Source organism: Pseudoalteromonas sp. NFXS53, from assembly GCF_056629255.1.
In genome coordinates this window covers 648,216-671,451 of the sequence record NZ_JBWVBR010000001.1, presented here as the reverse complement: position 1 = coordinate 671,451, position 23,236 = coordinate 648,216, and the positions used below count along the sequence as shown (strand labels likewise).

Genomic DNA, 23,236 nt, shown 5'->3' with positions numbered 1-23,236 from the left:
CTAAAAGCTAAAAGCTAAAAGCTAAAAGCTAAAAGCTAAAAGCTAAAAGCTAAAAGCTAAAAGCTAAAAGCTAAAAATAATATGAATATTCAGTTCCGAAACTGTCGAGTAATAATCTCTCTTTAAATTTAATATTTCCCCGTTAAATAACTAAAGCCACACTAGGAACGTATTATGTTTAAAGAATTACATCAGCAAGAAACTCCACTTATACTTTGTAATGTATGGGATGCAGCGAGCGCTATCGTTGCCGAAAAACTAGGCTATCAGGCAATCGGCACATCAAGCGCCGCTATTGCGACGTCATTAGGAACAACTGATGGTCAAGACATCTGTTTTGAAACATTACTGATGCTCGTAAAACAAATATCAGAAGTGACAACATTACCACTTAGTGTGGATATAGAAGCTGGTTATGCAGACACACCTCAAGAGATTGTCGAAAACATTGTAAAACTGGCAAAGTTAGGGGTAGTTGGTATTAACATCGAAGACAGCCAATTACTTAATGGCCGCAGATCTTTAGTCGATAAACATGATTTCAGTGAGAAACTGTCACAAATTAAAGCACAATTAAATGATGCAAACCTTGAGATGTTTATAAACGTTCGCTTAGATACTTATATCGTCGATGCAGCCACAGCTTTACCTGAAACTATCGAACGAATTAGCATGTACGAAGGCGCAGGGGCTGATGGCATCTTCTTGCCTTGCTTAACTGCGCATGAGGATATCAGCAAAATCGTTGCACACTGCTCTTTGCCACTCAATGTAATGTGCATGCCAGAACTAGTCAGTTTTGACGAACTGCAACATCTCGGTGTGAAACGTATTTCAATGGGTAATTTTGTATACGATAATTTGCTCGCACACTTAGAAAATACCCTGTCATCTATTAAGCAACAAGGTTCGTTTAAGCCTCTGAACTTTGCTTAATAGGCTGTTAATTAGGGTTATACTCTGAGGGTTAGCGGCAGGGCTGAAGACACAAAAATAGCGCAGATAACCCCTATTCTGTTATGTATCGTCTCCGTTATCTTCTTTACGTTTTGGTTGTTCTTGCTTTGCTTTAGCGACATTTTTAAATGCCGGAGGAGGTATCGGAAACAATGAAATCAGCGGCATGAGCGCCATAAATAAATAGGCGCCTTTGGGCATTTTTTTCGCCCATTTTGTCGCCCTCATTCCCAAAAAGACAAATAACAAAATAATTAAAACACCTAACCCTATGGTTAAAAAATCCATTTAAGTTCCCAAACTCTTTGATTAATACGTAGTCAATTTAATTGTGGTTCCCCCTCTTTATTTCAACCTGTTTGGCATAAATTAAACGCAAGAGTTAATTTTGCTTTGACAATGCACCTCAAAAGATCAAATATAAATGACAATCATTTTCAATTGCATTTTATATCTTTACTTATGGATACCAATAACACGCTGATCCAACAGGCTATGCTCACTTGGCAAGATACAATATGTGCGGGTAATAGCGCATTCGAAAAAAATTGCTATATTACTGCTGATAAATTGTACCAAGATTGTTTAGAGCACCTTGCTAGCATAGGTGGTTTTATTACCTCGAATACGCCACCACCGTCATCATGGATTGTTGATCAATTTGTGCCTGCTCTGGTTGTGTCGTACTTAAATTTAGTCGATTCTTCTATGGCCCAAGGAAAGCATAGCACCGCGTGTGATTTTTTAGTTGAAGGTTATAACATGGTGTGTGATTGCGCCCATTGCTTGATGAATACAACTGAAGATGAAAATCACTATTTGTTTTCAAAACACCTTTCACAGCTTCAACATCATTCATTTGCTATTAGAAAGCATCTAACTCAATCGCCTAGTTTATTGACTAGGCTCGAGAAGATTTCAGAACCTTATTCCGTCACATCGCTGACTTATCACTAATTAATACCTATCAAAATCGAAGGAGTGCTTAATGCCATTCACACTACCAAAACTGAATTATCAATACGACGCGTTAGAGCCACACATTGATACAAAAACAATGGAAATTCATCACACTCTGCATCATCAAACCTATGTAAATAAAGCCAATGAAGCGCTTGCTGAAACTGAATTTGTAGATAAGAGCGACGAATGGTTATTAAGAAATATCCAAACCTTGCCAACTGCTCTACAAGGTGCGGTGAGGGATCATGTTGGTGGGCATCATAATCACAGCTTATTTTGGGAAGTGATGTCAGAAAACGGCGGACAGCTTCATGATGGCAAACTGGCTGATGATATCAATAAAACATTTGGCGACTTTGAAACTTTCAAAGAACTTTTCATTAAAGCTGCACTAACACGTTTCGGTAGCGGCTGGGCTTGGCTGGTTGTGAACGAGCAAGGTGAACTGCAAGTAACCAGTTCACTCAATCAAGATAGTCCTTTAATGAATAATCTAGTGCCAATTTTAGGCTTAGATGTATGGGAACATGCATACTACTTGAAGTACCAGAACCGTCGTCCGGAATATATTAATGCCTTTTTCAATGTCATTAATTGGGCCGACGTAGAGCGCAGATACTTAACAGCGATTTAATATAAGCATTGCAAATTTAATATGTTATGTGCTTCAAGTCATTCAACCTGAAGCACTCATTCATCACACCATTCTTTTTAGCAAATCAAATTTATCAACATCATTCAGACCGAGATCTTCAAATTGCGTATTGATTTGCTTACTAAAATCGAGCCTTTGGTTTTCTTCATCTGGCTTTTCTTTTCCAGCCAATAACTCATCAATTTGTAACTGTAATTGAGCTCGTAAATCAGCAGTTATGTCTCGTAACTTTTCTTTATCAGAACGATTCAATGTAGTGTCTTTATCTATATCTTGCTCTGCTAAGGCTAACATTTCTAAGCGAACTTTAAGCTCTTTATATTCTAGGTAGTTTATACCTAAGTTATTAAACAGGAGCGCTTCGTTGATTTCTGAAGGTAAGATTTTTACCTCAATTGGTTCTTCCATAATATCAACCATGGTCTTTCTGTAGGTTTCGATACTGCGTTCACGTTCATCAAGGTTTTGATCAACTTCTGCCTCAGCATTGGCTTTAAAGTGCGAATACAAGTTTTTTGCTTGCTCTGAAATAGGTAAGTTCTTACTGATCACCCCTATGGCAGTATCAGTATTCGGCACAGGTGGCTTTGATAATTGATCCATCAAGTTATTTTATTTATTTAACCACTTATCGTTCTTTGGATCAGTATCTATATTTGAATTAACCGAAAAGTTCGCAGTTCGAGGGATATTTTGAATTTTCATCACTGTCCTTATAAATTCTGAAACGCTTGCCGTTGAGGCGAATAAAATAAATGCGAGAATTTATTACAGCAAACTTTGTTCCATATTCAGCTTATATAAAAACGATTAAATTTCAGTAAATTAGCTACATCGAAAGCTTTGAATGACTATTATTGGTGAGTTTTTGCCGTATCTAAACTAAAGAGGCAATTTAACATTGCCTCTTTAAAAACCTTGTCTCATCTGGATGAGAGCTTACCCTTGCAGCGCATGCCATTTAGCTTGGATCTCTTCAATCACAGCAGGGTCTTCAATTGTCGAAGGAACTTGAATTTGCTCACCATCGACCAACTGTCGTAGGTTTTTGCGCAATATCTTGCCAGAACGAGTTTTAGGTAAGCGCTCTACAACTTGAATGGTTTGCAAACACGCAATAGCACCAATTTGAGCACGAATAGAAGCACGAATTTCAGCGGCAATATCATCGTCTTGCTTGGTACAGCCTTCTTTTGTTACCACCATAGCAACGGGTACTTGCCCTTTCAGATTATCTTTACTGGCAAACACCGCGCACTCAGCCACACTTGGATGCGCCGCGACCACTTCTTCCATTTCACCGGTTGATAAACGGTGGCCCGCCACATTAATCACGTCATCGGTTCGACCCATGATAAACAAGTAGCCATCTTCGTCGATATAGCCGCCATCACCCGATAAATAATAGCCTTTGTATTGAGACAGGTAGCTTTGTTTAAAGCGTTCAGCGTTGCCCCAAATTGTAGTTAAACAGCCCGGTGGTAGCGGTAATTTTACTGCAACCACACCTTGTTCATTCGCTTCGCATTGACTGCCATCCACATCAAGAATATGAACCTGATAACCAGGTACAGGCACTGTCGAGCTGCCCGCTTTGGTTGGTAACATTTCAATGCCGACAGGGTTACAGGCAATCGGCCATCCTGTCTCTGTTTGCCACCAGTGATCAATCACTGGAAGGCCGGTTTTTTCTTGTAGCCATTCATAGGTGGCAGGGTCCAGTCTTTCACCTGCTAAAAATAGTCTCTCTAAACTAGACACATCGTATTTTGCCAATAGCTCGGCTTCAGGATCTTGCTTTTTAATCGCTCTGAAAGCCGTAGGCGCACTAAACAAGGCATTTACTTTATACTCTTCTACCACTCGCCAAAATGCGCCAGCATCTGGTGTAAATACCGGCTTGCCTTCGTATAAAACCGTGGTGCAGCCGTAAATTAACGGCCCATAAACAATATATGAATGGCCGACGACCCAGCCTATATCAGAAGCTGCCCAAAACACTTGCCCAGGCTGCATGCCATACACGGTTTGCATGCTGTAATTAAGTGCCACCGCATGCCCCCCCTGTTCACGTAAAACGCCTTTCGGAGTGCCTGTAGTACCAGAAGTGTAAAGAATATAAAGCGGGTGAGTTGCAGGAAGTGGTACGGCATCTGTCGGTTGTGCTTTTTCTAGTACAGTTAGCCAATCTAAATCTCGCCCATCTTGTAACTGAGCTTGGGCTTGTGGTCGTTGGAAAACCACGCAATGATCAACTTTGTGCTCGGCAAGCTCGAGTGCTTCATCGAGCATAGGCTTGTATTCAATTATGCGGCTAGGCTCAACACCACAAGATGCAGTAAGCACAAGCTTAGGTTTGGCATCGTCTATACGCATAGCGAGTTCACGTGGGGCAAAGCCACCGAATACCACTGAATGAACTGCGCCAATTCGGGCGCAGGCTAGCATAGCAATAGACGCTTCGGGGATCATCGGCATGTAAATCACCACGCGATCTCCAGCCTCCACCCTTAAGTTTTTTAAGCCACCAGCAAACAAGCTAACCGCTTCATGAAGTTGGTTATAGGTGTATGTTCGTTTTTGCTCAGTGACTGGCGAGTCATAGATTAGCGCCAACTGCTCGCCTCGCCCCTGTTCAATATGATGATCGAGTGCCAAATAACAGGTGTTTAGCTCACCATCTGCAAACCAATGGTCAAGTTGCTCATAGCATTGGCTGACACCTCGAGTCGGCTGTGTATGCCACTTCAGCTTTCGTGCTTGTTTAAGCCAAAACGCCTCTGGGTCCTGTTGAAAGTCTTGATAGTAAGACTGATAGTTTATGTTTGTTGTTGTCATAATAGTGCCTTTAATTTCGCCAAATAACCTTGGTTAATTTATGGTCTTTACACTCTCACGCTAGTTTACGCTGACGTTAAAGGACACTAGACTTTAGTCGATTTACCCTAATTAAACGTTGAACTGTTCAACACATGGATAGTGTTCACTTGAATATTCATGATAAATATCATCAAGGTAGCTTCTTAGTTCTAAGACTGTTATGTAATCAGGAATAACGACATCCTATACTCAACTACGAATGACGGTTTGCGATTCTTTATAGAGTCACCACTGTTCAGATCCTCTTCGCACCGACATTAGGATTGGTATCACAGTGCATTGAAATGTTTTTGTTTCAATTTTGGAAAATCAGTCCGGTTTTTATATTTTAAGTACAAGTTATTAAACACCGCCGTTTTTGAAAGCTTATCCAATTCCGTTAAAAATTGACGACCCGATTGCTGTTCTGACGCTTTACAACAAGACTGATAGGTTTTGACCAACTCAGCGATGGTTTTATATCGCGCTTGCTGCTGTTTAAGTTGATATTGTGCTTCGATAAAAAATGCCACACCACTCCAATACACGCGCTGTTGGGCGTTGAGTTGCCACATACTGCTACTCACACTCGCTAAGCGCGCATCTTGAAGATGAGACAAACGATAGGTGTTAGATTGTCCACGCTCAAGCCCGGCTTTTAGTCGCATCATCATATTGTCATAAGTAATAATGCCGCTGTCTTTCATGATTTGATTTTGCAAAAAAGTCGCCAAACCTTCACTCAACCAGAAGTCTTCGTAATTTAATAACGGGTGATATAAATGCGCTAACTCGTGATACAGCGTCCAGTCGTTTTTTAATTGTTTGAGACTCGCATATCGACTGAATTGTAACTCTACACCATCGTGCTCGCCGCGAATGACTTCGGCCCAAGGTACGGCTTCAAAAGCAAAATATTGCGGTTTCAAATATATTGGTACGTTTTTTTGTATTAAGGGCCCGAGTGTTTTTTGGGTTGCGTCTAAGCCATGGTTTATCCAGCTTTTCACTTTAATTTTCTGCCCTTCGTTGAGCTCAGACAAGCCAATGAAGTCGGGTTTGGTATGAACGAATCGAGCAGCCAAACTGTGTTGAGAAAACACAAATATAAAAAATGCCAAACCATAAATAATTTTCAATCACCACCTCACAACGCCCGATTTCAGTTATCCAAAAACAATACTCTATCAATGCAATTTTAGATGACCTGTAAAAGCAGGTTTTACATTCAGTGCCGTTTTTGGCTAGTAGTCTGGCACTATCTACATATAATGATTGCAAGCATATTAAATTGGAGCGCTTATGCTCAGTCTAGATACTTGTCAAAAAGCCCGTTTTTCAAGAGATCCCCGCTTTGATGGCAAGTTCTTCATTGCTGTCAAAACTACGGGTATCTATTGCAGAACGATATGCCCTGCATCGCCGCCAAAAGAAGAAAACGTAGAGTATTTTAAAAATGCAATGCAGGCCGCTGAGGCTGGTTATCGTCCATGTTTACGTTGTCGGCCAGACAGCGCGCCAAGCTCAGCGGCCTGGCAAGGCAATGGCGCAACCTTAAATCGTGCTGTTCGCTTAATTGACGAAGGTGCATTACAAACGGGTTCTATTGTTGAACTCGCTACACGGTTGGGCGTCAGCGATCGATATTTACGAAAACTATTTAACGAAAAAATGGGCGTTTCTCCAAAAACGTATGCACTCTATCAGCAGTGCTTGTTTGCCAAAAAACTGCTGCATCAAACCAGTTTGCCTATTACCGAAATTGCGCTCGCAAGTGGCTTTGATAGTATTCGCCGCTTTAACGACTGCTTCAAACAACAACTTAAACTCACCCCGACCCAAATGCGTAAACAGACAAACAAACATAATGCAAAACTGACTTTAAAGCTGTCGTATCGTCCACCATTTGATTGGCAAAAAATGCAGCGTTTTTTATCTGCCAGACTCATTCCAAGTTTAGAGTGGATTGGCGAAAATTTTTATGGCCGCAGCTTCATTTATCAAAATGTTAAAGGCCAGTTTACCGCTCACCATCAAGCTGAAAAGCATCAATTCTTGGTCGAAATTAGCCTTGAAGACAATCGTGTTCTCAAGCCTGTGGTCAGTAATATTCGCCGCGTGCTCGATTTAGACGCCGAGCTCGAGCAAATAGAGCAAGACTTAACTGACGCGCTTGGCACAAATACGCTGATCAGCTCAGGGTTACGCTTGCCCGGAATTTGGGATGTGTTTGAAGCGGGTATGCGCGCTATTTTAGGCCAGCAAATATCGGTGACTGCTGCCAGGAACCTAGTGATAAAACTGGTTGAAACCTTAGGTGAAAACGAGGCCAATAACCAAGAGGCTCAATGTGAGAATATGCTGTACTTCCCCACACCCGAAGCCATTGCGCAAAGCGATTTAGCATTTTTTAAAATGCCAGAGAGCCGAAAACAAACCATGACGAGATTTGCTCAATTTGCTCAGAACCAACCCATAGAAGCGCAAAATCCAGATAACTGGCTAGCACTCAAAGGGATCGGCCCTTGGACAGCTAATTACGCCAAAATGCGTGGCTTAAGCGACCCGGATATATTCCTCGCGACCGATTTAGGGGTGATTAAAGCCCTAAAAGCACACGCTGATTTTGACTCAGAAAAAGCCGCCCCTTGGCGCAGCTACCTTACTTTTCAACTTTGGGACAAACTATGATGTTTTGTGACTACTTCGAAAGCCCGCTTGGCACGATGGAAATAAAAGCAACCGATGAAGGAATTTGTCAGGTCATTTTCTGTGGCGAACACAAAGAGCCTGTTGTACCGTCAAAGCACATCACCCTATGCATCACACAACTTGAAGAATATTTTGCAGGCACTCGCCAAAACTTTGATCTCCCCCTAGACCCTGTGGGTACTGAGTTTCAAAAGTCAGTCTGGCAAGCTTTATGCGAAATTCCATTTGGTCAAACCCACTCTTATTTGCAGCTCGCAGAGCAGCTTAACAATCCTAAAGCCGTGCGCGCCGTCGGTGGGGCTAACGGCAGAAACCCAATAACTCTGATTGTACCTTGTCACCGAGTGATTGGCGCATCGGGCACGTTAACCGGGTATGCAGGTGGGGTTGAACGAAAACAATGGCTACTAGCACACGAAGGCGTGTCTGGATTTGCCAAACCGCTCGTGCTGGATGAAGTCATTCATACTCGACAAGATAAGACGCAATTTTTGCGCTAGTTGCATTGAGAAAGAACGATCTAAAGTTACCTTTAGATCGTAATTACAGAAGTTTAGCATTTTAAGCGCTTAATCATTTGTATGGATAAAAGTAAATCAGTTCCAACTTCTCGTTTTTCTCGACTCAGTAAATTCGGCCTACTCGCCTCGAAAGTGGCAGGCAATGTATTATTAGACAGCGCAAAGTCGGTCGCCAAAGGGGAAAAGCTCGATAAACAGTCATTAATCCTTTCCCCCAAAAATATTGAGAATTTGGCTGAGCAGCTCGCTCAACTTAGAGGCGCGGCTATGAAGTTGGGGCAACTTTTATCTATGGACTCGGGTGAAGTGTTACCTCCCGAGTTAAGTAAATTATTGGCAAGGCTGAGATCTGAAGGCCATGCTATGCCTCACAAACAATTGGTGGGTGTACTTAAATCGCACTGGGGGGATAACTGGCTCGACAAGTTTTCACACATCGAATTAAAGCCCTTTGCCGCCGCTTCCATTGGTCAAGTCCACAAGGCCACGCTAGAAAGTGGCCAAAAGTTAGCGGTAAAGATTCAGTACCCTGGGATCGCGAAAAGCATAGAAAGCGATGTCGATAACCTTGCAAGCCTTCTAAAAATGAGTGGCCTATTACCAAAGCATATCGACATGGCGCCGCTCATTTCTGAAGCAAAACAACAGCTTTTAGACGAATCTGACTATCAACTTGAAGCGCGTCATTTACAGCGCTATCAAGAGAATCTTGCAAACTTTGAACAATTTAAAATACCCAAAGTGATTAACGATTTAACCACTGAGCATATTCTCAGCATGGAATTTGTTGAAGGCATCGATTTAGAAGCCTGTGTGTCTTTGTCGCAAGCCCAACGTGATGCCCTTGCAAGCGACTTAATCTATTTATTTTTCTTTGAGCTTTTAAAATTTAATACTGTGCAAACTGACCCAAACTTTGGCAATTATCTTTACCAGCCCGATACGGGAAAAATTGTATTACTGGACTTTGGTGCAACCCGAGAGCTCACACAATCAGTATGTAATGGTTATTTTGCGCTCTTTTCTGGCGCCCTATCTGAAAATAGAAACTTAGTGGCATCAGCTGCTGAGCAAATTGGCTACTTCAATTCAGAAATAGACTTGGAGTATAAACATAAAGTCGTGGACATTTTTATGTTTGCTTGCGAGCCGCTTAGGCAAGATAAAGCCTATGACTTTGCTGCAAGCCCCCTTGCCAAACAAATTCGCGATAAAGGGCTTGAGATGAGCACCGATAAATCCAAATGGCACTCTCCGCCTATCGACGCACTATTTATACACCGAAAACTCGCAGGACTTTATCTTATTGCCGCAAAACTCAATGCTAAAGTAAATGTGCAACAGTTGTATAAATCTTTCTTAGTGCAGGCAAAACTGGCTCAAAAATAATACAAGGTGTAGCATGGGGTATTAGCCAAGATGAAAAGGAATACCCCTTGAATTTAAATCAGGTCACGTTGCCAGTTAAAAATATGCCCATCGCCATAGAGTTTTACCAAACACTTGGCTTTAAACTCATAGTCGATACACCGCACTACGCAAGATTCATGTGCCCAGAGGGAGGTGCGACATTTTCTCTTTCTCTGAACGAAAACGATTTTAATAGCGGCACCACCATTTATTTTGAGCACGAGCAACTAGATGAATGGGTTACTGCACTGCAAGATAAAGGCATCGAGTTTACGCAACTCCCTACAGATGAACGTTTTTTATGGCGTGAAGCTGTGCTGTATGATCCGTCCAACAATAAAATCAAACTCTATTGGGCTGGCGAGAATAGGTTAAATCCACCTTGGCGTGTTAACCCAGATTAGGGCTAACACGCTAGTTTTAGAACTTAATAATAATGCTCACTTAACTACCATTTCAAAATATTCTCTACCACTTTCAGTTTGTCGTTATACACTTTTAAACCCAAACTATGTAACACAGCAACAGCGCTAAAAGACGGAATATTGACCATGCGCTTGTGCTGACTGAACATCAGGCTGAATAAAAGCCCATATACTTTTGCAGTGTTAAATTGTTTTGGACGTTTGATCTGCCATTGATCTATGCCTTCTTTTGGTAAAGTACAAGGAATATGATCAGGATAAGCCTGCCAAGGGGCACCTAGCGCTTCAGGAAACGCATACTGCAAGAAGTCGTGATAAAAACGGTGTTTTCTGACCCTTGAAATAGGCTGAGACAGCACATGGCGTAACACTTTCCATGAATAGAATGGCAGACAGAAATCCATTTGGTAATCGTCAACTTTATCAAATGGGATCGCCAGATGATGATGCTGATCATTCAACAGTAAGAATAAGTAATAGGCTTTATCTAACGGCACATCACCGAATTGCTTTAAAGAGCGAATTATATTGGCTTTCAACGTTGCCTGCATGCCTTCAGCGCCGCGAATTATCGACTTAGGAATATACGCAAATTGCTGTGATAAATAGGCATCAGCTAGGTGCTCAACATCTTGAGTTAGTGCCGCTTGATACACTTTTTCAGAGTAATAAATCACACCCAAGCCAACACTCCCACCATTACCTGACCAAGAAAGCCCCGGACGTGTGACACGGTAGTAATCTGGGTGAGCACCGTTACGCCAATGCTTACCAAGTCTGTCTTCAACCGTTTTTGCTTGGGTGTCTTTTACTTTGATCACATCGAGTTTGATGTTCTGACTATCCGCGAAAGCTTGCGCACAGTATAGATCTTGGGTTTTACCCTGAGAGAAGTTGAGCGCTGACATATCTAGGTTGCGGCGTTTCAATAAACAAGCAATCAATCTTGAATCTAATCCGCCTGAAAGTGTAGTGAGAACATGTTTATCATTGCCAAGATATTTATCAACGTTGTTGTCTAGGTCTTGCTTAAGTCCTTCTAAAGCGCCTTCGTAGTATTCACCCGTTTTAGCCAGTTCACACCAGTCAAAGTATTGGGTTTTGCGTACACCTAAACTTGACGCTTGCACGCGATGACCCGGTTGAATACATGAAATCTCTTGATAATGGGTATGGTCAAACAGGTAATAACCTAATGTCGCATACTCCATCATGCCTTCTTCATTACAAGTAAGTGGTAAGCCTAGCTCTTTTAACAAGCTGAACTGTGTGCTAAAGATAAACGCCCCTTCATAATACATATAATAAAATGGACGAATACCTAGGGCGTCTGTCGCAATATCTAAGCAGTTTGATTGTTTGTTGTAGCGGGCCATGCAAAATACCCCTTCACATGACTTCAGCATATTATCTGTGTAGTTTTTATTTAGGGTGTCTAAGTCTCTGACTCTATCTGAAGACAGCAACGGATGACCAACAAGCGTTGCAATTTGCGAATCTGTTTGCAAAAAAGCACTTGGCCCAAAGGTATTATAATCGAGTGTCGCCATGTACAAGGCGCGCTCTTGCACTGAGTTAAACTGGCCGTCTACACGATTTTTTTCTTCTAACTTGAACTTTTCAATAATAAAATCATGCTGTTGCGTCAGCCCCGATGCACAATAAATTCCGAATAATTTAGCCATGAGGGTCACCTTGTTATCTATTAAGTTTATCTTTTAGTTATTAGATAAAACTCAAGCTTCGTACCAAGCTGACAAAAAATTTAAAAAAACACCTTTACCTAAAGTTAGGTTGAGCTTTTAAGCTGCGTGCCATTCAAACTAAAAGGAAGCATACAATGGCAAATACCCTCATACTTTTCTCTAGCGCCAATCAAGCAGGCAACACCTATCAACTGACTCAAGCTGTGCGAACACAATTAGATGAAAACCACACCCGCTACTTTAATTTGGACGTCCATAATTATGCCGATTACAACTATCACAACTTTTATAGTCGAGATGATTTTTACGATATTGCTGAGGCGCTCTCATGGGCCGATAATATCGTTTTTGCCTCTCCAGTTTACTGGCACGGTGTCACTTCGAATATGAAACGTTTAATTGACCGCATCACAGAGTTAACAGAGAACCCAGAGATTAAACATATAGGTAAAGGGCTAAAAGATAAAAAAGGGTTTGTACTAACAACTTCAGCCAGTAAAGAAATTTGCCCTGTTTTTGCTGGTTTCTTCGAAAAAGTATTCAGCTATTTCGATATTCACATGACTGAGCTTTTACATCTTGATTGCAGCAAAGCGCTTACCCTACCAAAGCAGCAGATCATAAATTTTGCAAAGCTGTTAAAGTAACTTGTACCTATTTTAATTTTGACAAGGAATACGAATGCACCCGCGTTTTGTTTCTTTGTCGCTCTCTATAGCTGCAACATTGTTAATTTCAATTACAGCCTTTGCCAAAACAAATACTTTTGACTTATCCAGTAACGATATCAAAGCGGGAGAAACGCTTAGCTCAAAACATGTCTATAAAGGCTTTGGCTGTGATGGCGACAATCTCTCACCTCACCTTATTTGGTCTGGTGCACCCAAAGATACCAAAGCTTATGCTGTGTTTGCTTATGACCCAGATGCCCCAACAGGAAGCGGCTGGTGGCACTGGCAAGTTGTAAATCTACCAGCTAATACTACAGAGTTAAAAACTGGTGTTGGAATATCAGGTAATACACTGTTGCCTCAAGGCGCGATACAGATCAATAACGATTTTGGCAGTAATGATTTTGGCGGTGCTTGCCCGCCAAAAGGACATGGCCCGCACCGCTACCAGTTCACAGTTTTCGCGTTAGCTAAGCCGCTTAATGTGTCTGAAAATACCAAAAGTGCCGCTGTTGGTTTTATGGTAAATGCGAATGTGCTTGCCAAAGCGAGTATTGAAGTGACCTTTCAACGAAATTAATTAAACCCAATTACTTTAATTTAAATAACGACTCTAAAGGCATATCAAAAAACTTAGCTATCTTTAAAGCAATCACCACTGACGGTGTAAAACGACCAGTCTCAATAGTACTAATTGTTTTACGAGAGACTCCCACAGCATCAGCCAACTGCTGCTGTGAGAGTTTATTTAACACTCTTACTGAATGAATATCATTCTCTAATTGTTCATTCATCTGATTTGTTTAGCCCATATAAAACCGGTAACGCATAGCATATAAACATCACCCCAATCACTAGCGTCGCAAGTGACTTAGCTGAGATACTGTCAGCTGGAAAACTCTCTGAAATTAAAGAGGATATATTTGAAAATAGAAAAGGTGAAAGAGTAAAAATCACACTATGGAAAGACCATTTAAATCCTAATAGATTCAGATGGTTTAAGTATTCATCTTCAAAGCTGGCAGTCCAAAAATTACGCTTTTTGATGCTAGACATCGTTGTAACCACTTTGCACATTAAGTAGATGAAATAGACTGACAAACCAAATTTTGCTACACCATAAACAGATGTTAAAGCCTTAGATGATTGAAAATCTAAAAATGGCTCTAAGCTCGCTGAGCAAAAAAGTAGACCCATTACAAGCGCTAAGTAAGCGTGCCAAGTAATATATTGAAGTTCTCTTTCTGAGTTAGAAACAGCAACCTTTTCCATATTCAACTCCTTGTTGATATTCGTAAGACATTCAAAATGTAACCCTAAGGTACACATTGATACCTTAAGGTGTCAATAGTAAAATATCAATTTGCATCTTTTGCTGGCAATCAAGTACCAATAAACATGGTATTTCAATCGTAAACGACTTACAGCTCCACAAAGCACAGCTTTGCCATAAGTTTGAAAAATAAATTATTTATCATAATTTTTTTTGTAGTAATTTTTTAAAACTGATTAATACTTACAAGATAAGTAAGTTTGGATGTATAAAGATGTTCTTAAACCAACTTTCCGTAAAAGCAAGACTAATTTTACTTGTTGCGCTTCCTTGTATCGCCTTCCTTCTACTTGCTGCGGTAACGCTGGTGCTTACTGGTAATTTAGTTGCTGGTATTCAAAGTATCAATAACGACAGAGTAGTGCCACTCAAACAAATTAAAGTTGTGTCTGATAACTATGCTGTGAGTATCGTTGATAATTTGCATAAATATAATGCAGGTTTAATGTCTAAAGCCGAATTACTAAATTCTATAAACGATGCAGAGAACTTAGCCTCTTCACAATGGACAGCTTATCTTAAAACTGAGCTTACACCTGAAGAATCAAGGCTTATAAGAAATAGTGAAGCTTTATTTAATAATGTAAAAACGAAAGTAGAAGAGTATAAGTCTCTACTTAGATCTGACGATGCTTTAACAGAATCACCCTCACAATTTGTTAAAGTACTTTACGCTACATTTGACCCTTTTAGTTCAAGCTTAAATGCGCTGATTGATCTTCAACTTGATACCTCGCAACAATTTGCAGACCAAGCTGCTGCAGACTATCAAAAAGAAAAAATGATATTGGTTACTGTATGTATCATTCTTTTCGCAATCGTTATTTTCTTAGCGATTGCCATAAATCGCTCGATTACAATGCCACTCAACAACATAAACCAAATTATGGCAAACATTGCTAACAACACAGATTTAACCCTACGTGTAGATGAAAATGGTGATGATGAGTTTGCTCAAACTGCTTCGAGTGTAAACACTATGCTTGCGCAATTTAATGCGTTAATTACTGAATTACTTAATCTTGTGACTAATTTGCGTTCACAAACTGAGGGGTTGTCTGACAATAGTATGTCGATTGCCAACAGCACTGAGCAACAAGAGCAGCAGACAACCATGTTAGCAACGGCCATTACTCAAATGAGTTCAGCGATTAAGGGCGTCGCAGATACCGCAGTAACCACATCGCATAAAGCCAATGAATCAGACTCCCTTGCTCAAGCAGGATTACAAAGTGTTCAAGATAATATCCAAGCCATTAATCAATTACATGAATTGCTCAATCAAACTAAAAACGATATAGATTTATTAAGTGGTAAAACTAACGAAATTAATAGCGTCGTGCAGATCATTCAAAGCGTTGCCGAGCAAACAAACTTACTTGCGCTCAACGCCGCAATTGAGGCTGCTAGAGCGGGAGAGTCAGGCCGTGGCTTTGCCGTTGTAGCAGATGAGGTAAGGCAGTTAGCTCACAATACACAAAAAGCGACTGAGCAAATCAGCGAAATGATTGTATCACTGCAAGATGCGTCAAAACGTACCGTAGAGAGTATGGAACAAGCAGCCGATCAAACAGAAAAGAGCGTCTCTATCGCTGCTGGCTCTGCTGATTCAATACAAAAAATAACTTCAGCAATTTCTGAAATTGCAGATCTAAACATTGTTATATCGACTTCTACCGAGGAGCAAACGACTGTTGCGAATGAAGTTGCCGAAAACATTAATCAAATCACAACCAGTATTAAGAGCGTGGCGAATAGTGCCTCTGAAAATGCACAAACCAGTCAAAACCTAAAAGACATCTCCAATGAATTAGAAAAAGACATCAGTAAATTTAAGGTTTAGACAGTGGTCTTTTTTCGTAGTTAGCTTACGAGCGACTATTTTCATTGCTGTTCATTCAGCATTGAAAATAGTCGGTTAGTCTCCAATTTATAGCCAATATTTGGCAATCATTTAAAATAGATAATTATCAGAATCTTATTGGGTAAATAACGTGATTAAAGCCATTCTTGTGTTTGTTTCGGTTATCGTATTTGTGGTGGGTGCGATTGTTTTAAGTAATAATTTTAGTAACTTACAACATGGCGATGCTTCTTTTGTCTATGAAACTTCGAGTGTAGACAAGTCTATTGCAGAGCAAGTTCACCAATATTTGATTGATCAAAAAGCCTATGACGGCTTACAAGGTGAAGTTTTGCTTTTGAAGAAAAACAAAGCAGGGGTGTGGGTTGCTAAATTTCCTGTTTATCAAGGCGGTGATGTTGCACCGGAAGTATTAAAAGACCTGCAAAGTCTCAGTTTAGGAATTAAACAATCAGTTTTGAATAATGAGCCGCTAGAAATACACATCACCAACAGCGGTTATCAATCTGTGCAATTTTTTAAAATTTAAAAATCTATATATAAAAAAAGGTAAAGGGCTAATCGAAGCTACAAAACCATCATTGGTTTTTCGATTAGCTATTAATTTAGAACGTGGGGGCAGTTTCAATAAACAATTATCTTTATCCACCAATGCCTTTATATTCTGAGGCTGTCTGAATTTCATCTCTAGCCTGTTGAGTACGACGTAATTTCCTCAGGTTTTCTTCTCTCACAGCTTGACCATTTGCATAGCCTTTGTTGAAGCTATCTCTCATTTCTAGAGGGCAAGCATTGTTATTTGGTAGTCCCTCTGAGGCAACCTTCACTCCATTGTCATAATTACAGAAGCTTTTGATACCCGCAGTGTAACCAGCAACAAACTCAGATTGCGCCGTATTACTTAGATTGCTACAACTATTTTTATACATATCAAAGTTGCGAACTGATTTACCTTCTTGACCTACTGACTGCCCTAAAGCAGCCCATCCATCGGCAGGATTGCAATCAAGGTTGGTAGTCGTTGTGGCATTACAGCCAACAAGAATAATCGACGTAAATCCGAGTGCTATTATTTTCTTCATAGTTTCACCTTACACTTCCATCTTTTGTTTATTGACTAAAATAACTTTTCTGAGAATTTCAATCTGGTCTTCAATTCCTTTTGTATTAGGAAAACGACTGACCACACTTTGAAGCACTGACAGTGCAGCTTCATAATTTTGAATATCGACATACATTTGGGCACGCCCCAACATGGCATGACGTTGTGTCGACTCTAACGCTTCAGCCCTTAAAAAGAGCGTTTCAGCTTCAATGAATGACTTTTCAGTCACTAAGAAGTTTGCATATGACAATAAAGCAAAACCATTGGTGGGGTCTTTATTTACAGCACTTTCATAATTAAGCTTGGCTGATTTTGGCTGTTTTTGATTACGCTTTAATTCAGCGGTATGTAAATAAATCACTGACTGTTTAGAATCATCGTATTGCTTAGCTGCTTTCCTCAACTCTGCCAACACGCCTTCTAGGTCATGCCACATTTCACGCTGACTTAACCAAGACAAGTAAGCACGCAAGCTCGTTAAATCTAACTCTTCTGTATTAATATGCGCTTTTATCAGCTCTACTGCTCTTGTAAAACTGTCTTGTTGTAGGTGAAGTTGTGCGGCAATTTTTAAGTTATTAACCCGTTTATCGCCTAACAAAATGGCCATTTCTAATGATGCCAGGGCTTCTGAGTTTCTCGATTGCTCAAGCTGCAAAACAGCTTGATCTAACCAAAATTGACTGTTGTTTGGCTCTTTTGCGATTAAGTCTGATAGTAAAGCTTGTGCTGCTTCAAACATTTTTGCTTGGGTGAGTGATATGAATAAACCTTGTTGCCATTGCTTATTTTCAGGCTCAATAGCAAGTGCCTGTTGGTAGGCTGTTATGGCTGAAAAAGGGCCATGCTGGGTTAAATTTAAATATCCCAATTGCCCATATACTTCTGCCTCTTTAGCCCCTAACGCTATGGCTCTGGCAAAATAATCTCGCGCTTTTTTCATTTTATTTTGCAACATATATAACTGCCCCAAATCAACATGGGCACGCACCAGTTGAGGGCTTCTAGAAAGTGATGCTAAATAAGTTTGCTCTGCTTTATCATATTCTTCGACAGCAAAATATACCTGAGCTTTGAGCATCATCATGGCAATACTGAGCTCAATCTCATAAAAAGCTTCTAACTCTTTTAATACAAGTTGTTTATCGCCCGCATCTAAAAGGCCTCTTAATTTCTCGGCCATTTCGTACTCTTCTGGAGCGATAGGCGCTTCACGCTCTCTGTAAGGGCCAGAAAACTGCGGAATAATGAACGTGGGCTGTTCGACCTCTAACTTAAAATTAGTCATCTGTTGCGCATTACTGGAAATGCTGACAACGAAACAGCCTGCGATAATAAAACTAACGAAATGAGATACCTTCATTTAAGACCTACTATAGTTAAAATGAATGCCATATAAGTAAATAGCCTGCACAGCTCTGCCATCTTTTTTTGGAATTGTAAACTTGGCCTTTTCTACCCACTTTCTAATAGCAGGCACCATATCAGGGTGAGCTGGATCGACTATTTTCTTAATAAAAGGCTTACCTTGTGTGTTGATGATCAACTCAACCAATGTTGAAACCCGTTTTAACCCCTGTTTTCTGATTGAGTGAGGTGGCGGAAAGTATTCTTGTGACACCACTTTAGGAATTTGATCTAAACTTTCAACGGCCAATAGTGGCATGTCAAACGTCATTCGCTGTTGGATTTTAAGTGAATCCATCGCAAAATCAGGCTTTTCAAGTCGTTCAACTTCAGGCATTGCCATTTGTGGCTTATCTGAATAACTCAATGTTGGCCCACCACCTAAACTAACCAAATCAATACTCACTGGTGAAGGGGGTTGATCTGATGATTTGGTTTGCATCTTGGGTGGCGGCGGAGGTGGAGCGGGAATAGCCACATCAACTTTACGAATAACAACCTCTTTTTCGGGAGGGGTCGGTGTTTGTTTTATTGCAAATAAACTATAGGTTAGAAGTAAAACGAGTAGCGCACTCAATATCCAAGGCAATAACATTACAATGCCATCTTTAAACGAGAAGTTAATTGTCCTTTTAACTGTCAACATAGCGCTAGTCCTTCATGGTCGCGAGGCTAATATCACTCAGCCCCGCTAACTTAGCTTGATCTATTACTTTCACTAATAATTCAGTTTTTACTTGTTTATCAGCTTGGATCACCAAAGGCCGCTGTTCAGATTTTACCGCCTGCATCAAAGTCGCTCTTATACCTTGTACACCAATGTTTGTGCCTCCATACATCACTTCGCCAGTTGAGGTGATGGCAATCATGAGTACCGATTTTTGTAAATTTTGACTTGATACAGCTGTTGGTTTATCTACTTCGACGCCCGTCTCTTTGACAAACACTGTGGTCACTATAAAGAAAATAAGTAATATAAACACCACATCTAGTAAAGGTGCTAAATCAATTTCTTGTCCTTTGGATTCTGCGATCTTGTTTTCAATTATTGAACGCATCTGGCCTCCACTTGCCAACTTTTTAAAGTTCTTTCTAAAAGCGCTTGAAGAAGTAATCCTGGTACCACTAACACCAAGCCTAGTTGTGTGGTGAACATCGCCGATGCAATGCCACCGCTAACCATCTCTTGCATATCTAAACCGTTATGCACTGACATATGATCAAATGTTCCAAGCAAACCGCTAATCGTGCCTAGCAGCCCAAGTAAAGGCAGACTTGCTAGCAAGGTTTTGAGTGCACTCAGCCAGTAATTGCCTTTGCTATACCAAGTCTCTGATTTGTTGGCAAAACATAACAATTGCAACTGTTTGCTATAGCAGAACATAGCCACGGCTCCTAGCGCCCAAACAACCCCGTGATTAAGTAAGTTTAAATAAAGCGAAAATTCACTCATTAGTGGCTCTGCAGTTCAAGCTTACTTAACTTAATTGCATTTGCTTCTAGCTTAGCGTTTAAGCTCTTGGCTTTACGGTTTAGTAATGCGCTCATTATCAAAGATGGGATCGCCACAATCAGGCCCAGCTCAGTCGTTACTAGCGCTTCAGATATACCACCAGACACAGTCGCTGCGTCACCCGTACCAAAAGTATTCATCATCATAAATGTGTTGATCATACCTGAAACTGTACCTAATAAACCTAAAAGAGGTGCTATTGCAGCCGAAGTAGCAACCACACCTAAGTAATTTTCTACGCGGTAACGATACTGCATTAAAAAAGCGACTAATTGGTCATCTCTATATTCAGACACAGGATTATTCACAGCAATATCGACTAAGTCTTTCTCAGCCCCCTTGAATTGAACACTCATTGCTAGATTATTTACATCGGTCTGCTTTACTTTCTCTATAAAGTCATGACTTGGTTTTGGCATGCGAAGAAGCTGATAACCTTTAATCAAAGTTGCTAGCAACGAAATCAGTCCAAAAAATAGAATGGGTAATGCCCACACACCGCCTTTTTGAATATGTGAAATAACACTGTCTTGTTTATGAAGCAGTTTTTCAGCATTGCCTAAGGTTGGATCAAATGTGACAAAGCCAGAACCCGTATCAGCAAACCTAGCTAAATGCTCAATGTGCGATGCACTATAAATATTTGGAATAATATTTGGCAATGTTTGGTTTATCTGCTTTGTTAAAAGTCCACCTTGTGCTAACTCTGAATTATATGCCAACGCCAAAGGGCCCAAGTTTAATACTCTGAAATCAACAACTTCACCTTTATCATTGACGACAGGCTTCTCTTGCCAATTAGGCGACAATTTATCAATGAGTTCGTGCTGTAAGGTGTTAAACACACTAGGTGATAAGGTAAAATCACCGTTGGCATTTTTGTATGCTGACAAAGCTAAATTTTGCTGTTCAAAAAAACTCTGCACTATCATCTTTTGATAATTATCTTGCTCTCGCCATGCTCTTACACGCTCTGATAACTGCTCATAACTAATAACTTTTTCATCCGATGCGCGTTGAATAGACTCAGCTTGTGCTCGTAAGGCCTCTACTTCTTTCAAAGACTGCTCAAGTTTCGTTTGATAATGCAAAGATTGATTATTAATGCTGCTTTGTAATTCTGATAAAGCAAGCTTGGATTCAGTTACCCTTTGAAGTAATTCCGAAGTACTCGCAACAGTATTAAAGCTCAGCAAACATGCTAAAAGTAAAACGATTTTACGCATTACAATAACTCCTTGTTCAAGCTGGGCAACGCCAAAGGCAATGACACAAACTCTGCTGTTGTGGGCTTTTCTAGGATATTTCTAATTTTGTGTATTTGTTCTGGTAAATTTACTGATGGCAAAACGCTCGATACATCTTCACCGTGATACCACTGCCAGCCAGACTGCTCTATTCTGCCAAAACCATAAGATGCGCCATCTGCAGATAAATACCAAGCTTGAGAAAGACCGAGATAAATTTGACTTACTAATAGCTCAGTTTGCTTGCCGTTGATTGGTACCAACATGTTACTAGTATTTAACGCAACACGATTATTAAACTCATCAGTTGCTTTGTATAAACTCAAATAAAGCTCTAATTTCTCACTGAGGTTAAGCGTGCTCTGCGAAAGTTTCTCAGCTTTGCTTTGTAATTCTGATTGTAAAGGCGGAGGGAGCATAGGAAGAACTCGGGCAACAAAACTCTCTCCTTTATTCAATTCATTTTCTACAAGAGTTTGGTTGCGTTCATACTGCACTTGCTGCTCAGTAAGTGCTAGGCGTTTTTTATCAACCTCTGATTGTGCGTCTTTAGCCTTACTCAACAAAGCTTGAAGCGCTTGCTTCTCTTGTTCTAGTAGTGCTAATTGGCTTTCTAGGGACTGCTTATTTGCCTGCCAAGTGGTTTCTAACTTCCCTCGCTGACTTTCTAACTCCAACCATTGCTGCATTATTTCATAATCAGATTGAGAAGCTATACTTACCAAGGGTAAAGATAGCGCTGTCATTAGCAAGAAAAACTTCATCGAAACTCCATTTCATTTTGTGCAAATAAAAGTCAATAAAGGTACAACATGGCATGGTAGATTATAATTATCAACAAAATGATAATGAAAAAACATCAAGTTACACTTGAAGTTAACAAAAGACTATTATTTACAAGCAGTCATAGAGTTCGCCTAACTACTTGCTAGACTCACTATTGTGAATAGATAGAGAATCATATTACAGGCAAAGAAAAACGCGATCTTATAAAACTGAGATTAGCCTCAACTTTTCTTTAAGCTTTGTAATAAGTGACACTTCATTCTCTGCGTCATCATTTAACCCGCTCAACAAGGTCATAAAATACACATCCATTAATACATCGGCATATGCCAACTTTTGCTCATCTCCAAAAGCCAATTGATGTTTAAAAGCATTCAACTGTGGGTCAAGTGACTGACTTTGCCATAAAATTTCTTTGAATAAGACCTTACTAAACTCTCGTTGAGACAAGTAAAACGGATACAGTGCCGAGGCAAAATGCAGCAGCCGATCAATGGGTGTTGTTGAAGTGTCTGACTTAGCTGTTTCAACTAATAATTTGTTTAATTGGGTTTCTAGACCTGATTTGAGTAAATCTAGTTTATTTGGAAAGTGACTGAATACAGTACCCGTCGCGACACCTGCCGCTGAAGAAATATCTCTCGTACTGGTTTTCTCATAGCCATTTTCAGTGAAAAGCTGCCATGCAGCCGATAAGATCCGCGATCTTGTTTGCTCTCGTTTTGACACCCTACCTCCTAAAATCACGCGACATTAAAACAAGTTTAAAAAAAAATGCCAAGTTCTTATTGAAAAATGAGCGCGCTCAATATTATTATGAACACGCTCAATTTTAACTTGGAGATTACAATGGACTTATTTTTTCGCATTCTTGGTGCTTGTATTTTTTTACCTTTTATTGGCTTTTACAGTTACATATTAGGGCCAGTTCTAAAGCTTGTTTTGTTACCCGGAGGGCTACTGTTACTACTCCTGATTTTAGGTAAAGAGGATGGGGTCGAGCCTTTGATTGAAGCTTTTAAAACTAAGACGAAAACACCAGAGGGTATTGAAGTGTCATAACATTGAGACGCTAATATTTAGCCTACGTCTTAATCATTTT

At 40.3% G+C, this 23,236-nt stretch carries 28 protein-coding genes; 12 read left to right on the top strand and 16 right to left on the bottom strand.

Translation table 11 applies throughout. The annotated features are described in order from the left end of the window. Positions 1-174 precede the first annotated feature (174 nt). A complete protein-coding gene (locus tag AC1HJP_RS02785) occupies positions 175-936 on the top strand; it encodes an isocitrate lyase/PEP mutase family protein (RefSeq protein WP_480360240.1) in 762 nt (253 codons plus the stop codon). An 81-nt stretch (positions 937-1,017) separates the two neighbouring features. Here the strand turns inward: AC1HJP_RS02785 and AC1HJP_RS02780 are convergent, their stop codons facing one another. Continuing rightward, complete coding sequence (locus AC1HJP_RS02780; RefSeq protein ID WP_480360258.1) at positions 1,018-1,245, bottom strand: hypothetical protein; 228 nt, start codon at positions 1,243-1,245, stop codon at positions 1,018-1,020. Positions 1,246-1,419: 174 nt separating this feature from the next. Between AC1HJP_RS02780 and AC1HJP_RS02775 the strand changes: the two genes are divergently transcribed. Both AC1HJP_RS02775 and AC1HJP_RS02770 read left to right on the top strand, forming a co-directional pair. Next, a complete protein-coding gene (locus tag AC1HJP_RS02775) occupies positions 1,420-1,914 on the top strand; it encodes a hypothetical protein (RefSeq protein ID WP_480360239.1) in 495 nt (164 codons plus the stop codon). A gap of 31 nt (positions 1,915-1,945) precedes the next feature. Continuing rightward, the gene (locus AC1HJP_RS02770; RefSeq protein ID WP_480360238.1) at positions 1,946-2,554 is read left to right on the top strand and encodes a superoxide dismutase; all 609 of its coding nucleotides are present in this window, start codon (positions 1,946-1,948) and stop codon (positions 2,552-2,554) included. 63 nt (positions 2,555-2,617) lie between these two features. On the opposite strand, the gene AC1HJP_RS02765 is transcribed toward AC1HJP_RS02770, so the two are convergent. From AC1HJP_RS02765 to AC1HJP_RS02750, 4 genes are all read right to left on the bottom strand, one after another. Then, entirely contained in the window at positions 2,618-3,178 is a 561-nt protein-coding gene (locus AC1HJP_RS02765; protein ID WP_480360237.1) for a hypothetical protein, read from the bottom strand. Positions 3,179-3,514: 336 nt separating this feature from the next. After that, a complete protein-coding gene (locus tag AC1HJP_RS02760; protein WP_480360236.1) occupies positions 3,515-5,413 on the bottom strand; it encodes a propionyl-CoA synthetase in 1,899 nt (632 codons plus the stop codon). 111 nt (positions 5,414-5,524) lie between these two features. After that, positions 5,525-5,629 (bottom strand): DUF7661 family protein, encoded by a 105-nt coding sequence (locus tag AC1HJP_RS02755; RefSeq protein WP_480360257.1) that lies wholly within the window; start codon positions 5,627-5,629, stop codon positions 5,525-5,527. A 95-nt stretch (positions 5,630-5,724) separates the two neighbouring features. Next, positions 5,725-6,573, bottom strand: coding sequence for a M61 family metallopeptidase (locus AC1HJP_RS02750; RefSeq protein ID WP_480360235.1), 849 nt, complete (start codon positions 6,571-6,573; stop codon positions 5,725-5,727). Positions 6,574-6,736: 163 nt separating this feature from the next. On the opposite strand from AC1HJP_RS02750, the gene AC1HJP_RS02745 reads away from it, so the two are divergent. The 4 genes from AC1HJP_RS02745 to AC1HJP_RS02730 all read left to right on the top strand — a co-directional run bounded on the left by AC1HJP_RS02745 (position 6,737) and on the right by AC1HJP_RS02730 (position 10,481). Beyond that, complete coding sequence (locus AC1HJP_RS02745) at positions 6,737-8,125, top strand: DNA-3-methyladenine glycosylase 2 family protein (protein WP_480360234.1); 1,389 nt, start codon at positions 6,737-6,739, stop codon at positions 8,123-8,125. After that, positions 8,125-8,646, top strand: coding sequence for a methylated-DNA--[protein]-cysteine S-methyltransferase (locus tag AC1HJP_RS02740; protein ID WP_480360256.1), 522 nt, complete (start codon positions 8,125-8,127; stop codon positions 8,644-8,646). Before AC1HJP_RS02745 ends, AC1HJP_RS02740 begins: the two co-directional genes overlap by 1 nt. Before the next feature lie 81 nt (positions 8,647-8,727). Continuing rightward, on the top strand, positions 8,728-10,056 hold the full coding sequence (locus AC1HJP_RS02735; RefSeq protein ID WP_480360232.1) for an ABC1 kinase family protein: 1,329 nt from the start codon (positions 8,728-8,730) through the stop codon (positions 10,054-10,056). Between the two features lie 47 nt (positions 10,057-10,103). Next, a complete protein-coding gene (locus tag AC1HJP_RS02730) occupies positions 10,104-10,481 on the top strand; it encodes a VOC family protein (protein WP_480360231.1) in 378 nt (125 codons plus the stop codon). Positions 10,482-10,525: 44 nt separating this feature from the next. Here the strand turns inward: AC1HJP_RS02730 and AC1HJP_RS02725 are convergent, their stop codons facing one another. Beyond that, positions 10,526-12,187, bottom strand: coding sequence for an asparagine synthase-related protein (locus AC1HJP_RS02725; RefSeq protein ID WP_480360230.1), 1,662 nt, complete (start codon positions 12,185-12,187; stop codon positions 10,526-10,528). Between the two features lie 155 nt (positions 12,188-12,342). Between AC1HJP_RS02725 and AC1HJP_RS02720 the strand changes: the two genes are divergently transcribed. Then, positions 12,343-12,855, top strand: coding sequence for a flavodoxin family protein (locus AC1HJP_RS02720; RefSeq protein WP_480360229.1), 513 nt, complete (start codon positions 12,343-12,345; stop codon positions 12,853-12,855). Positions 12,856-12,889: 34 nt separating this feature from the next. Next, positions 12,890-13,459 (top strand): YbhB/YbcL family Raf kinase inhibitor-like protein, encoded by a 570-nt coding sequence (locus AC1HJP_RS02715; RefSeq protein ID WP_480360228.1) that lies wholly within the window; start codon positions 12,890-12,892, stop codon positions 13,457-13,459. 10 nt (positions 13,460-13,469) lie between these two features. Here the strand turns inward: AC1HJP_RS02715 and AC1HJP_RS02710 are convergent, their stop codons facing one another. After that, positions 13,470-13,673, bottom strand: coding sequence for a helix-turn-helix transcriptional regulator (locus AC1HJP_RS02710; RefSeq protein WP_138481774.1), 204 nt, complete (start codon positions 13,671-13,673; stop codon positions 13,470-13,472). Further along, positions 13,666-14,151, bottom strand: a complete 486-nt coding sequence (locus AC1HJP_RS02705) for a hypothetical protein (RefSeq protein WP_480360227.1) — start codon at positions 14,149-14,151, stop codon at positions 13,666-13,668. Before AC1HJP_RS02705 ends, AC1HJP_RS02710 begins: the two co-directional genes overlap by 8 nt. Positions 14,152-14,426: 275 nt before the next feature. Between AC1HJP_RS02705 and AC1HJP_RS02700 the strand changes: the two genes are divergently transcribed. Continuing rightward, the gene (locus AC1HJP_RS02700) at positions 14,427-16,055 is read left to right on the top strand and encodes a methyl-accepting chemotaxis protein (protein ID WP_480360226.1); all 1,629 of its coding nucleotides are present in this window, start codon (positions 14,427-14,429) and stop codon (positions 16,053-16,055) included. A 151-nt stretch (positions 16,056-16,206) separates the two neighbouring features. Next, on the top strand, positions 16,207-16,605 hold the full coding sequence (locus tag AC1HJP_RS02695; RefSeq protein ID WP_480360225.1) for a hypothetical protein: 399 nt from the start codon (positions 16,207-16,209) through the stop codon (positions 16,603-16,605). Positions 16,606-16,717: 112 nt separating this feature from the next. On the opposite strand, the gene AC1HJP_RS02690 is transcribed toward AC1HJP_RS02695, so the two are convergent. The 8 genes from AC1HJP_RS02690 to AC1HJP_RS02655 form a co-directional block, all read right to left on the bottom strand. Then, positions 16,718-17,158, bottom strand: coding sequence for a DUF2799 domain-containing protein (locus AC1HJP_RS02690; RefSeq protein WP_480360223.1), 441 nt, complete (start codon positions 17,156-17,158; stop codon positions 16,718-16,720). A gap of 9 nt (positions 17,159-17,167) precedes the next feature. After that, positions 17,168-18,469, bottom strand: coding sequence for a tetratricopeptide repeat protein (locus AC1HJP_RS02685; RefSeq protein WP_480360222.1), 1,302 nt, complete (start codon positions 18,467-18,469; stop codon positions 17,168-17,170). 75 nt (positions 18,470-18,544) lie between these two features. Beyond that, the gene (locus AC1HJP_RS02680) at positions 18,545-19,234 is read right to left on the bottom strand and encodes a hypothetical protein (RefSeq protein WP_480360221.1); all 690 of its coding nucleotides are present in this window, start codon (positions 19,232-19,234) and stop codon (positions 18,545-18,547) included. Positions 19,235-19,238: 4 nt separating this feature from the next. Next, positions 19,239-19,646 (bottom strand): ExbD/TolR family protein, encoded by a 408-nt coding sequence (locus tag AC1HJP_RS02675; RefSeq protein WP_421964615.1) that lies wholly within the window; start codon positions 19,644-19,646, stop codon positions 19,239-19,241. Beyond that, complete coding sequence (locus AC1HJP_RS02670) at positions 19,634-20,041, bottom strand: MotA/TolQ/ExbB proton channel family protein (protein ID WP_480360220.1); 408 nt, start codon at positions 20,039-20,041, stop codon at positions 19,634-19,636. Before AC1HJP_RS02670 ends, AC1HJP_RS02675 begins: the two co-directional genes overlap by 13 nt. After that, positions 20,041-21,327: a MotA/TolQ/ExbB proton channel family protein gene (locus tag AC1HJP_RS02665; RefSeq protein ID WP_480360219.1), complete on the bottom strand. Its 1,287-nt coding sequence runs from the start codon at positions 21,325-21,327 to the stop codon at positions 20,041-20,043. The genes AC1HJP_RS02670 and AC1HJP_RS02665 overlap by 1 nt, the downstream gene beginning before the upstream one ends. Then, a complete protein-coding gene (locus AC1HJP_RS02660) occupies positions 21,327-22,112 on the bottom strand; it encodes a DUF3450 family protein (RefSeq protein ID WP_480360218.1) in 786 nt (261 codons plus the stop codon). The genes AC1HJP_RS02665 and AC1HJP_RS02660 overlap by 1 nt, the downstream gene beginning before the upstream one ends. Before the next feature lie 223 nt (positions 22,113-22,335). Further along, positions 22,336-22,863 carry a TetR/AcrR family transcriptional regulator gene (locus AC1HJP_RS02655; protein ID WP_480360217.1) on the bottom strand — a complete coding sequence of 176 codons (528 nt, stop codon included), beginning with the start codon at positions 22,861-22,863 and terminating at the stop codon, positions 22,336-22,338. A 120-nt stretch (positions 22,864-22,983) separates the two neighbouring features. On the opposite strand from AC1HJP_RS02655, the gene AC1HJP_RS02650 reads away from it, so the two are divergent. Continuing rightward, positions 22,984-23,196, top strand: a complete 213-nt coding sequence (locus tag AC1HJP_RS02650; protein WP_480360216.1) for a hypothetical protein — start codon at positions 22,984-22,986, stop codon at positions 23,194-23,196. The last annotated feature ends 40 nt before the right edge of the window (positions 23,197-23,236 follow it).